This is a genomic window from Achromobacter sp. ESBL13, from assembly GCF_036668755.1.
Classification (GTDB): Bacteria; Pseudomonadota; Gammaproteobacteria; order Burkholderiales; family Burkholderiaceae_B; genus Achromobacter.
Map to the genome: position 1 here is coordinate 214,176 of NZ_JAZEVT010000002.1, position 13,836 is coordinate 228,011.

14 protein-coding genes and 2 pseudogenes are annotated in these 13,836 nt (G+C 64.2%); 9 read left to right on the forward strand and 7 right to left on the reverse strand.

Going from position 1 to position 13,836, the window contains the following annotated elements; genetic code table 11:
• Window positions 1-5: 5 nt before the first annotated feature.
• Window positions 6-1,442: an NAD-dependent succinate-semialdehyde dehydrogenase gene (locus tag V6F88_RS09725; RefSeq protein ID WP_332609171.1), complete on the reverse strand. Its 1,437-nt coding sequence runs from the start codon at window positions 1,440-1,442 to the stop codon at window positions 6-8.
• Between the two features lie 155 nt (window positions 1,443-1,597).
• On the opposite strand from V6F88_RS09725, the gene V6F88_RS09730 reads away from it, so the two are divergent.
• Window positions 1,598-2,542 carry a LysR family transcriptional regulator gene (locus V6F88_RS09730; RefSeq protein WP_332609172.1) on the forward strand — a complete coding sequence of 315 codons (945 nt, stop codon included), beginning with the start codon at window positions 1,598-1,600 and terminating at the stop codon, window positions 2,540-2,542.
• Window positions 2,543-2,758: 216 nt separating this feature from the next.
• Here V6F88_RS09730 and V6F88_RS09735 read toward each other — a convergent pair whose 3' ends face one another.
• Both V6F88_RS09735 and V6F88_RS09740 read right to left on the reverse strand, forming a co-directional pair.
• Window positions 2,759-3,241 (reverse strand): cupin domain-containing protein, encoded by a 483-nt coding sequence (locus V6F88_RS09735; RefSeq protein WP_332609173.1) that lies wholly within the window; start codon window positions 3,239-3,241, stop codon window positions 2,759-2,761.
• Window positions 3,242-3,291: 50 nt separating this feature from the next.
• Window positions 3,292-3,488: pseudogene (locus V6F88_RS09740) on the reverse strand (hypothetical protein); the annotation flags it as partial.
• Window positions 3,489-3,495: 7 nt separating this feature from the next.
• Here V6F88_RS09740 and V6F88_RS09745 point away from each other — a divergent pair.
• Window positions 3,496-4,149 (forward strand): annotated as a pseudogene (locus V6F88_RS09745) (helix-turn-helix domain-containing protein); the annotation flags it as partial.
• Between the two features lie 61 nt (window positions 4,150-4,210).
• Here V6F88_RS09745 and V6F88_RS09750 read toward each other — a convergent pair.
• The 3 genes from V6F88_RS09750 to V6F88_RS09760 form a co-directional block, all read right to left on the reverse strand.
• A complete protein-coding gene (locus V6F88_RS09750) occupies window positions 4,211-4,801 on the reverse strand; it encodes a mobile mystery protein B (RefSeq protein WP_332609174.1) in 591 nt (196 codons plus the stop codon).
• The gene (locus V6F88_RS09755; RefSeq protein WP_332609175.1) at window positions 4,792-5,253 is read right to left on the reverse strand and encodes a mobile mystery protein A; all 462 of its coding nucleotides are present in this window, start codon (window positions 5,251-5,253) and stop codon (window positions 4,792-4,794) included. Before V6F88_RS09755 ends, V6F88_RS09750 begins: the two co-directional genes overlap by 10 nt.
• A 221-nt stretch (window positions 5,254-5,474) precedes the next feature.
• The gene (locus V6F88_RS09760; protein ID WP_332609176.1) at window positions 5,475-6,668 is read right to left on the reverse strand and encodes an acetylornithine transaminase; all 1,194 of its coding nucleotides are present in this window, start codon (window positions 6,666-6,668) and stop codon (window positions 5,475-5,477) included.
• Window positions 6,669-6,883: 215 nt separating this feature from the next.
• Here V6F88_RS09760 and V6F88_RS09765 point away from each other — a divergent pair, with 215 nt between their 5' ends.
• The 6 genes from V6F88_RS09765 (at window position 6,884) to V6F88_RS09790 (ending at window position 11,380) form a co-directional block, all read left to right on the forward strand.
• Window positions 6,884-7,849, forward strand: a complete 966-nt coding sequence (locus V6F88_RS09765; RefSeq protein ID WP_332609177.1) for a Bug family tripartite tricarboxylate transporter substrate binding protein — start codon at window positions 6,884-6,886, stop codon at window positions 7,847-7,849.
• Between the two features lie 241 nt (window positions 7,850-8,090).
• Window positions 8,091-8,543, forward strand: coding sequence for a hypothetical protein (locus V6F88_RS09770; RefSeq protein ID WP_332609179.1), 453 nt, complete (start codon window positions 8,091-8,093; stop codon window positions 8,541-8,543).
• Window positions 8,540-9,322, forward strand: a complete 783-nt coding sequence (locus tag V6F88_RS09775) for a transporter substrate-binding domain-containing protein (RefSeq protein WP_332609180.1) — start codon at window positions 8,540-8,542, stop codon at window positions 9,320-9,322. The genes V6F88_RS09770 and V6F88_RS09775 overlap by 4 nt, the downstream gene beginning before the upstream one ends.
• A gap of 18 nt (window positions 9,323-9,340) precedes the next feature.
• The gene (locus V6F88_RS09780) at window positions 9,341-10,009 is read left to right on the forward strand and encodes an amino acid ABC transporter permease (RefSeq protein ID WP_332609181.1); all 669 of its coding nucleotides are present in this window, start codon (window positions 9,341-9,343) and stop codon (window positions 10,007-10,009) included.
• Window positions 10,006-10,662: an amino acid ABC transporter permease gene (locus V6F88_RS09785; RefSeq protein WP_046803982.1), complete on the forward strand. Its 657-nt coding sequence runs from the start codon at window positions 10,006-10,008 to the stop codon at window positions 10,660-10,662. Before V6F88_RS09780 ends, V6F88_RS09785 begins: the two co-directional genes overlap by 4 nt.
• Complete coding sequence (locus V6F88_RS09790) at window positions 10,643-11,380, forward strand: amino acid ABC transporter ATP-binding protein (protein WP_332609182.1); 738 nt, start codon at window positions 10,643-10,645, stop codon at window positions 11,378-11,380. Before V6F88_RS09785 ends, V6F88_RS09790 begins: the two co-directional genes overlap by 20 nt.
• Window positions 11,381-11,391: 11 nt before the next feature.
• Here V6F88_RS09790 and V6F88_RS09795 read toward each other — a convergent pair whose 3' ends face one another.
• Window positions 11,392-12,531, reverse strand: a complete 1,140-nt coding sequence (locus tag V6F88_RS09795; RefSeq protein WP_332609184.1) for a DSD1 family PLP-dependent enzyme — start codon at window positions 12,529-12,531, stop codon at window positions 11,392-11,394.
• Between the two features lie 288 nt (window positions 12,532-12,819).
• On the opposite strand from V6F88_RS09795, the gene V6F88_RS09800 reads away from it, so the two are divergent.
• Complete coding sequence (locus V6F88_RS09800) at window positions 12,820-13,782, forward strand: TAXI family TRAP transporter solute-binding subunit (protein WP_332609186.1); 963 nt, start codon at window positions 12,820-12,822, stop codon at window positions 13,780-13,782.
• Window positions 13,783-13,836 lie beyond the last annotated feature (54 nt).

Sequence of the window (13,836 nt, forward strand, 5' to 3'; positions counted from 1 at the left end):
CCGGTTCAAGCCTGACTGATGAACTTGTGCGTGAGGTAGTACTCGATACCTTCAACGCCGCCCTCAGAACCGTGTCCGCTTTCCTTCATGCCTCCGAACGGCAGCTCGGTCGCGACGATGCGATATTGGTTGATGCCGATCATGCCGGCTTCCAGCCCATCGGCCACGTCGATCGCCGTGCGTGCATCACGGGTGAACGCATAGGCGGACAAGCCGTAGGGCAAGCGGTTGGCTTCCTGCAAACCGTCCGCAAGCTCATCAAAGGCCATCAGCACCGCGATGGGGCCAAAGGGCTCTTCGTGCATGATCCTGGCTTGCATCGGTACATCGGCCAGCACCGTTGGTTCGAAGAAATAGCCTTCCCCTTCGATGGCTTTGCCGCCAGTCAGCACCGTGGCCCCGCATGCCACCGCATCCGCGATCAAGGCCTGCATCTTCTCAAGTTGGCGCGGGTTCGCCAGCGGGCCGACCTGCGTGGCCGGATCAAGCCCGTTGCCCACCTTCAGGGCGCGCGTGGCCTTGACGAAGTGTTCGCGGAATTCGTCATAGACGCCGCGTTGAACCAGAAAGCGTGTCGACGAAATGCAGACCTGGCCCGTGCCACGAAACCGGTTGGCCGCGCCTTCGACCGCGGCGCGCGTGACGTCGGCATCGTTGAACACCAGAACCGGCCCGTGCCCGCCCAGCTCCAGCGTGATGGGCTTCACCCCTTCGGCGGCGCGTGCCGACAACAACCTGCCGATCGGCACCGACCCGGTGAACGTCACCTTGCGGATGACCGGGGACGCAATCAACTGCCGCGAGACGTCGTCGGGCACGCCGAAAACCACTTGCAGCACGCCTTTGGGCAGGCCGGCGTCGTCCAGGGCACGGGCCAGTGCCAGCGCGGTGGCGGGGCTTTCTTCGCCCGGCTTGATGATGACGCTGCACCCGGCGGCAAGCGCGGCGGCCAGCTTGCGTGCCGGCGTGATGGCCGGGAAGTTCCAGGGCGTGAAAGCCGCCACCGGCCCAATTGCTTGCCGTTTCACCAGTTGTTGCACGCCGGGACGGTTGGCGGGCACAACGCGGCCGTCTATGCGTTTGGCTTCTTCGGCAAACCAGTCGAAGTAATCGGCGGCGCGCAATACTTCATCGCGGCTTTCAACCAGCGGCTTGCCTTCTTCAAGCGTCATCAGCGTGGCGATGTGCTCGGCCCGCTCGCGCATCAATTCCGCACCGCGCTTGAGCACCCGGGCACGCTCGTTGGGAAAGGCGGTGCGCCATGTGTTGAACGCCTGCTGCGTCACGTCAAGCGCGCGCTCCAGGTCGGCAGGCGTCGCAAGCGGCACGCGGCCCAGTTCCTGGCGCGTGGCCGGGTTGATCACGGCGGCGGTGTCGCGCTCGCCAGCGCCTATCCATTCGCCGTTGATGAAGAGGTAAAGCGGATCATAGTTGCCGTTCATGGCTGCAAACTCCGATAAGATTGTTCGTTTCCTGCCGGGCCAGGGGCCTGACCATGGAACGAAGTCTAGGCGCGAGACAGGCGCGGATTTAGCCCTTGGCGAAGGAATGACTTTCTCTGCCAGAGGGAAAGTCGCCCCCACACAATGGACCCACGATGGACAAGCTTTACAACATGTCGGTGTTTGCGAAGGTGGTCGAAATGGGCAGCTTCACTGCCGTCGCCAACCACCTTTCCACCACGGTCGGCAACATTTCACGCGCGGTCACGACGCTGGAAGAAGGGCTGAACGCCCGGCTGATCCAGCGGTCCACCCGCCGCCTGGTCGTCACCGATGTGGGGCATCGGTTCTATGACCGCTGTGTGGCGATCCTGGGCGACGTCGAACGGGCGGAGGCCGAAGCAGGCCATGCAACGATCTCGCCACGTGGCGTCTTGCGCGTTCACGCCGTGCCGGGCCTGGGCCGCACCCTGGTCACCCGCGCGGCCCTCGCGTACAGAAAGGAATACCCCGATGTTTCCGTTGACCTGCTGCTATCGCAGCGCATGCCGAACCTGCTGGAAGAACAGCTGGACGTCGGAATCGTGATCGCGCGCGCCTTGCCGGACTCCACCTACGTCAGCCAGAAAATCGGCGTCAGCCACTGCATCCTGGCCGCATCGCCCGCCTACCTTGAACAGCGTCCGCCGGTGCGAACCCCCGAAGACCTGGCGCAACATGACTGCGTGCTGCTCAGCACGGTGGACTACGCCCCGGACGAATGGCATCTGGAAAGCGCGAACGGCACGTACACCCACTGCCCGCCCGGCGCGCATTTCGGCGTGAACGACATGGACGCCATGGCGACGGCCCTGCGCGATGGCGCGGGCATCGGCCTGCTTGCCGGTTTCTCGGCAATCGAGGATCTGCGCCGGGGCACGCTGGTGCGGGTGCTGCCCAGCTATTACACGAACCAGCGCAACGTGTATGCGCTGTACCCATCACGACAATTCGTGGATGCAAAGATCAAGTTGTTCGTGGACGCGTTGAAGCTGCACGTGGGCGCGCAGCTGGCGGGGTATGCGGCGGAACTGGGGATTGTGGCGGCAGAAGCAGGGTAGCGGATGGTAAACCCATAGGCCTTGAGCAGTTGCCGATATTCATTGCGGTCCACACCGCCGTGATAAAGCGGCTTGCCTTCGAGCGGCCAATGGCTTCTCCCAGCGACGTCGCGCTGGTGAACATCAACACCGCCCCGGGCGCCGCCAGACGCCGCTACGTGGTCTTGATAGAGCGCGATAACGTTATCGGCGTGTGAGGGCATCTGCCGGGACCACTCAGTCAGGCTTCCCGTCATGGTCGCCCAGCGGCCTGGCGGGCCAGTCTACCCAGCGGTTCACGCGGGTACGTTCGTACGCTTCGTTAAGCGGGAAGCGCACAAGGTTGTCGGCGCGTGTCGGTTCGCCGACCACCATCAACCTGACTTCGTCCTGCGTGTTGTTGATGAAGGTATGACAGATGCCGGTGCCAGCGGGAAACGCAACGCAGTCCCCTTCGGCGATCGGATGCAACACGCCGTCTATCCAGACATCGGGCTTGCCTTGAAGCACGAACACGAATTCCTGCTCGGTGCTTTCGGCGTGCGGATATGACGTACGTCGACCGGGCAACAGCCTGACGTGATGAATGCCGACGCGTGTGATGCCGAGTGCCGCGGAAAGCGGCGCGTCCAGCGCCATGGCTTCGGTATCGCCCTGGTAGGAATGCGCGTCGGACGCTTCGAGTTCGGTCCAGTGCTTGATGAATTCCGGTCGGCTCATCGGCGGTTCTCCTGGTGGTTCCTATGAAGGCATGTCTTGATTACAGCGTATCAGGCATCCGTCGACACCGTAGTCGCCTCCCACGCTCGAAACTCGTCATCCAACGCAGCAAGCTTGGCTCGCACCAGCATCAGCGCATCGCTGCCCAGCAATAGATGCGCCGGAGGCTTGTGCCTTCCAGCGCGAATTTGCTGCCGCAGTAGTACGCGATTCCCGGCATGGTGACGTGTCCGCCCATCGACGTGACGACGTTGTTGCTGGCGCTTTATCCGCACCTTGATTTCACGGTGGCTGCCGAGCTGGCCGCGCAGATCGGCAACGCAGGCACGGGCGATGGGGCAAAGGTGCCCAAGAGCATGATGTCGACTCGGATGGACGACAGGATGCGCACCTGCGTTCTGCGCTTTCTTGAAGCCATGCACCAGCCAATCGAAGCCGCCGTGCTGGGACCGGGCCTGCTGCGCGAACGGTACTTCCGCGTGTTGACCGGGCCACAAGGCGGGGCGATGCGCGAGGCACTGGCGATGCAAGGGCAGTTTGGCAGGATAGGGATGTCGCTACGGCATATTCATGCCGCGTACGCCGAACCGCTTGATGTGACGCAGCTTGCGCAGAAGGCGGGCATGAGCGTTCCCAGCTTCCACAGCCATTTCAAGGCGGTCACGCAAGTGTCCCCGATGCAGTACGTGAAATCGACGCGGCTCCATCAGGCAAGGCTGTTAATGGTGCGCCAGGACTTGACCGCTGAAGCCGCGGGCCACGCCGTAGGCTACACAAGCACATCGCAATTCAGCCGAGAGTTCAAGCGGCTGTTCGGCTTGACGCCGGCGGCCGAGGCGAGACGCATGCGCGAAAGCTTCGCGATTCCTGCGTCGTTTGCCGACGCCACCTATGTGTCGTCGCACTGACGTCGGGGGCTACCGCTTGTCCAGGGTGCTGCGACAGATCGGCCCGTTGGGCAAGGCGCTTTTAGCTGCGAACAAACGCAAGCAGCAAGTGATATTCGCCCTGGTCCGCGGCGCGTAGCGCGTTGAGATAGCGAGTCCGAGCGTTGGAGGCGTTCACAAGATTTCCCGCGCCCCCCCAGGAAAACTGCGCTTGCCCCAGGCTACGTAGAAGAGCGTCAGCCATCATTCGGGAATGCCGCCCGTTGCCGTTGGGGAATGGGTGAATCCAGACCAGGTCGCGGTGAAAGCGGGCAGCGATTTCGTCAGGTTGATAGGCGCCACGCTCGATTCCCCAACGGGTGTTGGCAAGCAGTTGCGATAGACGTGTGCTGACCTGCGTCCAGTCACAACCGATATTCTTGTCTGACCGACGGAAGGTCCCTGCCCAGCTCCAGGTCTGGTCAAACATTTTGGAATGGAGCGTTCGGCAGAATCCTTCGCTTAGAACATCTGGCGAACGAGCCCTTTTCAACCAGCGCACCGCACGCAACAGGTTTTCCTGCTCCCAATCATTCAAGTCGCCCTTGGTGCTCAGGTGCTCGGGGATGAGGCCCGCCCGATCATCGGGGTCCAGTGGTGTCTGGCCGTTTTCATAGTCAAGATCTAGCGCCATAGCTCGGACCATCGGCCCCGTAGCAGTTCATCGATTCTGCGCTCTACTTGTTTACGGAGCCGGTCCTCTGTTGGGCGCTGGTCTTCGAGGCCCATGGTGTGCGCAACGCCTCCGACCTCTTCCAGCGCGACAGCGCGGGCGCGCTCTTGAACCCTATCCGTAAGCGGCTTGCGAGGCACCAAGGCATAAACGAGTTCGCAATCAAGCCCGTCCGCCAGCTTGCGCAGTTGCCTGAGCGTGATGCGTTCGTCCGCTTCCGCTTGCTCTGATTTATGAAGCGTGGGCGCCGAAATTCCCAAACGTTCGGCTTGCTGCCGCTGAGTCAAGCCAAGCGACTCACGGATCAGCTTCAACCAACCGCTAGCAGGCGGTTTTCGCCCCAACAGGTTTGCGTAAGCAGAGAGCGCGGCCTGCAGTTGTTCCAAGCGAAGTTGGTTGAGTTCGGGGGACATTTCCTAGCCTATACGCAGTCATAAGTTAGGAGAATATTAGCCTATAGCGCAGCAAAACCGCAGATTCTATTAGCCTATAGTGCAACAGCTTTTGCGGGATTGCTGCACTATAGGCTAACGATGAAGGTGCGAGCCCCGTCTCCGCGCCCCGCGAGCCTGTCCGCGCAAGAAAAAGGGCCGCGAATCCGCGGCCCTTGCTCACTCTTGCCAGCCTGAATCAATCAAGCCTTGCGCACCTGCGCGATCAGCGCGTCCAGTTGCGTCAGCATCAGGTCGATTTCTTCGGCCGTGACGTTCAGCGCGGGCATGAAGCGCAGCAGGTTGGGGCGCGGGGCGTTCAGCAGCAGACCTTGGGGGTTCTGGTTGCGGGCGGCTTCGACGATGGCGGGGCCGTCGTCGCGGTCCATGACCAGGGCGCGCAGCAGGCCTTGGCCGCGTTCGCCCTTCATGCCGTACTTGGCCGACAGGGCCAGCAGGCCTTCGGACAGTTGCTTGGCGCGGGCGTTGACGGCGTCCATGAAGCCCGGGGCGGCCAGGGTGTCGAACACGGCCACGCCCACGGCGGTGGTCAGCGGGTTGCCGTTGTACGTGCCGCCCTGGTCGCCGTGCGAGAACACGCAGGCGTCCTGGCGGGCCAGCAGCGCGGCCAGCGGCACGCCGCCGCCGATGCCCTTGGCCAGCGTCATGATGTCCGGCGTGACGTCGGAATGCTGGTAGCCGAACATCTTGCCGGTGCGGCCCATGCCGGTCTGGACTTCGTCCACGATCAGCAGCAGCTGGTTCTCGTCGGCCAGCTTGCGCAGGCCCTGCATGAACTCCTTGGTGGCGGGGATGACGCCGCCTTCGCCTTGCACCGGCTCCAGCATGATGGCGACGGTCTTGTCGTCGATCAGCTTCTTCACGGATTCCAGGTCGTTCAATTCCGCCTTGGGGAAGCCTTCGACTTGCGGGGCGAACATCTTGTCCCAGCCCGGCTTGCCCGATGCGGACATCGTGGCCAGCGTGCGGCCGTGAAAGCCGTGGTTCATCGTGATGATCTTGTAGGCGCCGTTCTTCTTGACCTGGCCCCACTTGCGCGCCAGCTTGATGGCGCCTTCGTTGGCTTCGCCGCCGCTGTTGGCGAAGAAGACACGGTCAAAGCACGACGCGCCGGTCAGGCGTTGGGCCAGCTCGATGGAGGGGATGTTGTAGAACGCCGGCGACGGGTTCATCAGCTTTTGCGACTGTTCGACCAGCGCGCGCTGCATTTCCGGCGCCGAGTGGCCCAGCGTGTTCACCGCCCAGCCCTGCACGAAGTCCAGGTATCGCTTGCCCGCATGATCCTCCAGCCAGGAGCCCTTGCCGCTGACGAACACGAGGTCCGGGCGGGAAGTGATGTCCATGAGGGTGTTGACGTTGAACTGGCTGAATTCCATGGCGGTTCCTGCGGGGTAAGGACAGCGGTGAAGGAAAAACTTCGCGGGCAAAGCGCGAAAAGGCAAATGTAGCACCGACAGAGGGATGCTATCGTGACGCACCCCCCGCCGAATCGCCCCGGGCCGCCTCAAAAGGGCCGCCGTTCGGGCGCTCTATTTTATGAGAAGGGGCGCGCCCCTCGCGCGCAGCCCTTGTCGCTTTTTACTGACCAATCATGAAACGTATTCTTTCCAGTCTTGCCGCCGGCCTGGCGCTGGCGGCGGCCGGCGCGCCGGTGCACGCCGAGTATCCCGAACGCGCCATCCGCCTGATCGTGCCGTTCCCGCCCGGGCAGGCCACCGATATCTTTGCCCGCGCGCTGGCTGAAAAGCTGGGCGCCGCCGTCAAGCAGCCGATCGTGGTGGAAAACCGCGCCGGCGCGGGCAGCAACATCGGCATGGAACAAGCCATGCGCGCCCCCGCCGATGGCTACACGCTGGTCATCGCGGGCAGCGCCGCCGCCGTCAACCAGACGCTGTACAAGACCATCAACTACAGCCTGACCAAGGATTTCGCGCCGGTGTCGGGCGTGTTCTCGGTGCCGTTGATGTTCCTGGCCACGCCGGCGTCCGGCATCACGTCCCTGACGCAGCTGGTGACGCAGGCGCGCGCCAATCCGGGCGAACTGGCGTACGCCAGCGCCGGCATCGGCGGCACGCAGCATCTGTCGGCCGAGATGTTCAAGGCTGCGGCCAACATCGATATCCGCCACATTCCGTACAAGGGCAGTGGCCCGGCGCAGGCGGATTTCCTGGGACACCAGGTGCCGCTGATGGTGGATTCCGTGACCGCGGGCCTGCCGCACGTGCAGAACAAAAAAGCCGTGGCGCTGGCCGTGACCACCGCCAAGCGCCTGCCGCAGTTGCCGGACGTGCCGACGGTGGCCGAATCGGGCTACCCGGGTTTCGAGGCCATCGGCTGGGCCGCCGTGCTGGCCCCGCGCGATACGCCGGCCGACGTCACCAACTACCTGAGCCGTCAGATCGGCGTGGCGCTGAATACGCCGGAAATGCAGAAGTTCCTGCGTGACCGGGGCGCCGAACCGATGCCGCTCAGCCCCGAGGCCACGGGCAAGTTCATCGCCACCGAAGTGGACAAGTGGGGCCGCGCGGTCAAGCAGTCGGGCGCGCAGGTGGACTAAGCATCCAGGCGCCGCCGAGAAGCCGTTCCGGGGTTTTTTCCTTCCCCGGGGCGGCTTTTTTTACTTCACCGCAACGTCAGCCCCCCGCTCAACTTGCCGGCCAAAGCTTGGTTGGTCTTTCCCGTTGCCTGCCGCTTCCAGACCAGCCCGGCCGCCAGAGCAAGCGCCACGCTTATGGCCACCGAGGTCGCGGCAAAACCAAGCCGAACGTCCGTCTTGGGCACTGGCGCCGTCGGGCGCGATGGCGATGAACAACCCGCCGGCCAGGGCGACGCTTACGGCGGCGCTGATCGAGCGCGGCGGGAACGGCAAGCAGGATGATGGGAAGCTTGCTCAGAAAGACGCTACGCCAACCCAATCCCCACGGGCTGGCCGCATCGACACGCCGGATCAACCGTCCACGCGAGACATCTGGGTGGGCGATCACCACGACTTGCGGCATATGGATCGTTTGTGGGCAATGCTGGATATGGCCGCCATGATGCTGACGGATTCACGCCCCCAAACCGGTGCCGTTCATCCCGCATTGAGCGCACGGCACGCACCAAATCAGGGCGAACGTAAACGCGCTACAACGCCGTGCCGGGCGCACGCCAAACGGCACGGAACTTGCTTTTCCAGCTTTGTATACCGAATCGGTGTGCAACGCATCGACCCGCCCCGGGCGATGCGCGCCCTGGAGAGTTCCTCATGAACCGTAGAACCCTGTTGTTGTCCCTTTGCACCGCCGCCAGCCTGCTGGCCGCGCCGCTGACGCACGCCGACACGTTGGATGACATCGTCAAAGCCGGCACCATCAAGATCGCCGTGCCGCAGGACTTCCCGCCGTTCGGCTCGGTGGGGGCCGACATGAAGCCGCTGGGCTACGACATTGATACGGCCGCGCTGATCGCCAAGCAATTGGGCGTGAAGCTGGAACTGGTGCCGGTCACCAGCGCCAACCGGGTGCCTTACTTGCAGACCCGCAAGGTGGACCTGGTGATTTCCAGCCTGGGCAAGAATGCGGAACGCGAAAAAGCCATCGACTTTTCCGATGCCTACGCGCCCTTCTTCAATGGCGTGTTCGGCCCGGCGGACTTGAAGGTGTCGTCGGCGGCGGACCTGGCCGGCAAGACGATCGGCGTCACGCGTGGCGCGGTGGAAGACATCGAGCTGTCGAAGATCGCACCGGCTTCTGCCACCCTGAAGCGCTATGAGGACAACAACGGCACCATCACGGCCTTCCTGTCGGGCCAGGTGCCGATGATTGCCACGGGCAACGTGGTGGCTGCCGCCATCCTGGCACGCAATCCGCCCAAGAAGCCCGAGACGAAATTCCTGATCAAGAATTCGCCGTGCTACATCGGCATGAACAAAGACGAAGCCAAGCTGCGCGCCAAGGTCAACGACATCCTGGCCGCCGCCAAGCGTGACGGTTCGTTGTCGGCGATTTCGCAGAAATGGCTGGGGGCCGAGCTGCCCAAGGACCTGTAAGTTCCGACGGCGGCCATCATGGCTTACCAATACGACTTCGCGTCGGTATTCGACTACACGCCGGTGCTGGTGAAAGGCATCGGCGTGACGGTGGAACTGATCGCCTTCGGCGCGGTGGCGGGCGTGGCGCTGGGCATCGCCTGCGCCTGGGTCCGCACGCAGGGGCCGCGCTGGCTGCGCGCGCCCGTGGCCGCCTATGTCGAGGTGATACGCAACACGCCGTTCCTGATCCAGCTGTTCTTTGTGTTTTTCGGCCTGCCATCGCTGGGCGTGCAGCTGGGCGAAATGCAGGCGGCCTGCCTGGCGATGGCGCTGAACCTGGGCGCCTATAGCGCCGAGATCATCCGCGCCGGCATCGACGCCACGCCCAAGGGGCAGTACGAGGCCGGCGCCAGCCTGGCGATGACGCGCTTTCAGGTGTTTCGGCACGTGGTGCTGAAACCGGCCCTGAAACGCATCTGGCCGGCGCTGTCGTCGCAGATCGTGATTGTGATGTTGGGCTCGGCGGTGTGCTCGCAGATCGCGGCCGAAGACCTGACTTTTGCCGCCAACTTCATCCAGTCGCGCAATTTCCGCGCGTTCGAGGTGTACCTGGTCACCACCGGCATCTACCTGGCGCTGGCCATTGTCCTGCGCCAGTTGCTGCGCCTGGCGGGCCGGCGCCTGTTTCGCAAGGCGGCGCGATGATTGAATTTTCAATGTGGGACATCGTCCGCAACCTGCTGCTGGCCGCGCGCTGGACGGTGGTGCTGTCGCTGGTGGCGTTTGTGGGCGGCGCGCTGATGGGCATGCTGGCGCTGATGATGCGCACGTCGCGCGTGGCGCTGATGCGCCGCGCCAGCTGGGCGTATATCGAACTGTTCCAGGGCACGCCGCTATTGATGCAGCTGTTCCTGGCGTTCTTCGGGCTGTCGCTGCTGGGCCTGGAAGTGCCGCCCTGGCTGGCGGCGGGCGCCGCGCTGACGCTGTGGTCGGGCGCCTTCCTGGCCGAGATCTGGCGCGGTTGCGTGGAAGCCATTCCGAAAGGCCAGTGGGAAGCGTCCGCCAGCCTGGCGCTGGGCTACGTGCAGCAGATGCGCTACGTGGTGCTGCCGCAAGCGCTGCGTATCGCCATTGCGCCCACCGTCGGCTTCGCCGTGCAGATCGTCAAGAGCACGGCGCTGACCTCCATCATCGGGTTCACCGAGCTGTCCAAGGCCAGCACGGTGATCACCAACGCCACGTTCAGTCCCTTCACCGTCTACGCCTGCGCCGCGCTGATCTACTTCGCGCTGTGCTGGCCCCTGTCGCGCCTCAGCCTCCGGCTGGAAAGGAAGTTGCATGCCCCTCATCGCCCTTGAAGACGTCCGCAAGAAATTCGGTGACAACGAAGTCCTCAAGGGGGTGACGCTACGCGTTGAACCCGGCGAGGTCATCGCCATCATCGGCAAGAGCGGCTCGGGCAAGAGCACGCTGCTGCGCTGCGTGAACGGGTTGGAGCAGATTGACGGCGGCGCCATCATGGTGGCCGACGCGCAGCTGGGCGACGACGAATTGCGGCTGCGCGCGCTGCGGCTCAAGGTGGGCATGATCTTCCAGCAGTTCAACCTGTTTCCGCACCTGACGGTGGGGCGCAACGTGATGCTGTCGCCCATGGTGGCCAAGCGCATGCCGGAGGCGGCCGCGGCCGACATGGCGCGCGCCATGCTGACGCGCGTGGGCCTGGCACACAAGTTTGATGCGTGGCCCGAGGAACTGTCGGGGGGTCAGCAGCAGCGCGTGGCCATTGCACGCGCGTTGGCGATGCAGCCGCTGGCGCTGTTGTGCGACGAAATCACGTCGGCGCTGGACCCGGAGCTGGTCAACGAAGTGCTGGCGGTGGTGCGGGAACTGGCAGCCGACGGCATGACGCTGTTGATGGTCACGCACGAAATGCGCTTTGCGCGCGAGGTCTGCGACCGCGTCGTCTTCATGCACCAGGGCCGCGTGCATGAGATCGGGCCGCCCGAGGAATTGTTCGCATCGCCCGCCACCCCCGAATTGCGGCAATTCCTGGGGATGACGAACCTGGCGATGTAATGGGAAGGGAATCAGCGCGAAAAGCCGCGCGCGGCGATTTCCCAAATGTCTTGCACCACGCCATCGCGCACCACGACCAGGCCGTCATGCAAATTGAACGTGGGGTCCACGTGCGAGGGCACCAGGCGCAGCACGTCGCCAAGCGCCGGCGCAGCGGCCTCGGGCGCCACGCGCACCACGCCATGCTCGTCGTTGATGGCGGCATAGGTCAGGCCCGGCGCGTCGAAGACGGCGGGCGGGCCGCATTCGGCGGTGGTCGACTTCAACCCCGCGTCCAGGATCACGCGGTCGGGCGCGGGCACGCTCATGACGGTGGACAGCACGAACAGGCTGTTCTGGAACGTAAGCGGACCGTCCCATTCGTTGGCGCCGTAATCGCCGTCCATGAACGCGTACGAGCCCGCTTGCAACTCGGTATAGACGCCGCTTGCCGCATCGAATTCCGCGCTGCCCGTGCCGCCGCCGGTAATGATGTCGCACGCGATGCCGCTTTCGCGCAGCAGTTGGGCGTAAGACGCGGCGATGCGCGCGGCCTGGCGGCAGATCTGCGCGCGCTCTTCGCGCGTGCGGGCATGCTGCACCGAGCCGTGATAGGCCTGAAGGCCCACAAAGTCCACGCCGGGAAGATCGCGCGCCTGTTGGGCCAGCGCCAGCACCAGGGCGTCGTCCGAGACGCCACAGCGCCCTTGTCCGACGTCGACTTCGACAAGCACATCGATCTGGGCGCCGGCTTGCACCATGGCCTGGGAAATGTCCGCCAGGTTTTTCGCGTTATCCACGCAGACGCTCAGCTTGGCCGCGCGCGCCAGTTGGCCCAGCAGGGCCAGCTTGGCCGGCCCGACGACTTCGTTGCTGATGTGGATGTCGTGGATGCCGGCCGCCACGAAAGGCAGCGCTTCGCTGACCTTCTGGCAGCAGATGCCGCGCGCGCCCAGGGCCAATTGGCGCCGCGCAATTTCGGGGCATTTGTGCGCCTTGGCGTGCGGGCGCAAGGCGACGTCATGGCGGTCCGCCCAGCCCTGCATAGCGCGCAAGTTGGCCTCGAAGGGCGCCAGGTCCAGCACCAGGCTGGGCGTATCGACGCGGGCCAACGGATCGCCCGGCTGCGCCGGCGGGGGCAGCGCAATGCCGCGTATGACTTCCTGGGACATCGGGATAACTCCGTGATCTACAGCGCGTGGGATGTAACCGCCAGCGGCCACACCATAACTAAAGCACGACCTTCCATAACCCCAAGGCTTATTCACCCCCAGGTAAACGATAGCTCCGTAACCATTGGCTACGGATGCCACGCATGCCAGAATTTCAACATGAAAACGGCCCCCAAGGGGAGGCCCATTTTTGTGCCCGGACGGCGCTTTTCTGGAACCGCCCGGCACAGGAATGACAAGACGATTTCCGTCACACGAACCCTACCTGACAACACCGGAGAAGCTCGCATGAAACTCAAACACTGGATCACCGCCCTGACCGTCGCGGTTGCCGCCGTCGGCACCGTGGGTTCCGCACAGGCCCAGCAGTTCTTCCGCATCGGCACGGGCGGCACGGCCGGCACGTACTACCCGATCGGCGGCATCATCGCCAACGCCGTGTCGCAGCCGGGCAAGCTGGTGGCCACGGCCGTGGCGTCCAACGGGTCGGTGGCCAACATCAACGGCATTCTGGGCGGCTCGTTCGAAGCCGGCTTCACGCAGTCGGACGTGGCGTACTGGGCCTATAGCGGCACGGGCACGTTCGAAGGCAAGCCCAAGGCGCAAGACCTGCGCCTGATCGCCACGCTGTATCCCGAAAGCATCCACCTGGTGACGCGCAAGGGCGCGGGCATCAAAAGCGTGGCCGACCTGAAGGGCAAGCGCGTCTCGATGGACGAACCGGGCTCGGGCACGCTGGTTGACGTGCGCCTGATCCTGGGCGCCTACGGCATGACCGACAAGGACATCAAAGCCGAATACCTGAAGCCGAACCAGGCGGGCGACAAGCTCAAGGACGGCGGGCTGGACGCGTTCTTCTTCGTGGGCGGCGCGCCGGCCGGCGCCATCGCCGAACTGGCCTCCAGCGGCGGGGGCATCGAAATCGTGCCGCTGGTCGGCCCGGAAATCGACGCGCTGCGCGCCAAGCAGGAGTTCTTCACGCCCGACACCATCGCCGCCAACACCTACCAGAACGTGGGCGAGGTCAAGACCATCTCGGTCAACGCGCAAATGGTCACGTCGGCCAAGCTGCCGGAACAGGTCGTGTATGACGTCACCAAGGCGCTGTACAGCGACGCCACGCGCAAGACGCTGGACAACGGCCACGCCAAGGGCAAGCTGATCACGCGCGACAACGCCATCAAGGGCGCCGGCATTCCGTTCCACCCGGGCGCCGAGAAGTTCTACAAGGAAATCGGTCTGCTGAAGTAAGCCCAAGCCGTACTCGCGACGGCGATACACCGGCGCGCCGGGTACCCCCGGTGC

Bases quoted from the DNA above. Each gene is read 5' to 3' on its own strand.
- V6F88_RS09755 (WP_332609175.1), bottom strand. From the start codon at position 5,253: ATGTCCCCCGAACTCAACCAACTTCGCTTGGAACAACTGCAGGCCGCG.
- V6F88_RS09760 (WP_332609176.1), bottom strand. From the start codon at position 6,668: ATGGAATTCAGCCAGTTCAACGTCAACACCCTCATGGACATCACTTCC.
- V6F88_RS09725 (WP_332609171.1), bottom strand. From the start codon at position 1,442: ATGAACGGCAACTATGATCCGCTTTACCTCTTCATCAACGGCGAATGG.
- V6F88_RS09795 (WP_332609184.1), bottom strand. From the start codon at position 12,531: ATGTCCCAGGAAGTCATACGCGGCATTGCGCTGCCCCCGCCGGCGCAG.
- V6F88_RS09800 (WP_332609186.1), top strand. From the start codon at position 12,820: ATGAAACTCAAACACTGGATCACCGCCCTGACCGTCGCGGTTGCCGCC.
- V6F88_RS09770 (WP_332609179.1), top strand. From the start codon at position 8,091: ATGGCGATGAACAACCCGCCGGCCAGGGCGACGCTTACGGCGGCGCTG.
- V6F88_RS09775 (WP_332609180.1), top strand. From the start codon at position 8,540: ATGAACCGTAGAACCCTGTTGTTGTCCCTTTGCACCGCCGCCAGCCTG.
- V6F88_RS09735 (WP_332609173.1), bottom strand. From the start codon at position 3,241: ATGAGCCGACCGGAATTCATCAAGCACTGGACCGAACTCGAAGCGTCC.
- V6F88_RS09730 (WP_332609172.1), top strand. From the start codon at position 1,598: ATGGACAAGCTTTACAACATGTCGGTGTTTGCGAAGGTGGTCGAAATG.
- V6F88_RS09780 (WP_332609181.1), top strand. From the start codon at position 9,341: ATGGCTTACCAATACGACTTCGCGTCGGTATTCGACTACACGCCGGTG.
- V6F88_RS09765 (WP_332609177.1), top strand. From the start codon at position 6,884: ATGAAACGTATTCTTTCCAGTCTTGCCGCCGGCCTGGCGCTGGCGGCG.
- V6F88_RS09790 (WP_332609182.1), top strand. From the start codon at position 10,643: ATGCCCCTCATCGCCCTTGAAGACGTCCGCAAGAAATTCGGTGACAAC.
- V6F88_RS09785 (WP_046803982.1), top strand. From the start codon at position 10,006: ATGATTGAATTTTCAATGTGGGACATCGTCCGCAACCTGCTGCTGGCC.
- V6F88_RS09750 (WP_332609174.1), bottom strand. From the start codon at position 4,801: ATGGCGCTAGATCTTGACTATGAAAACGGCCAGACACCACTGGACCCC.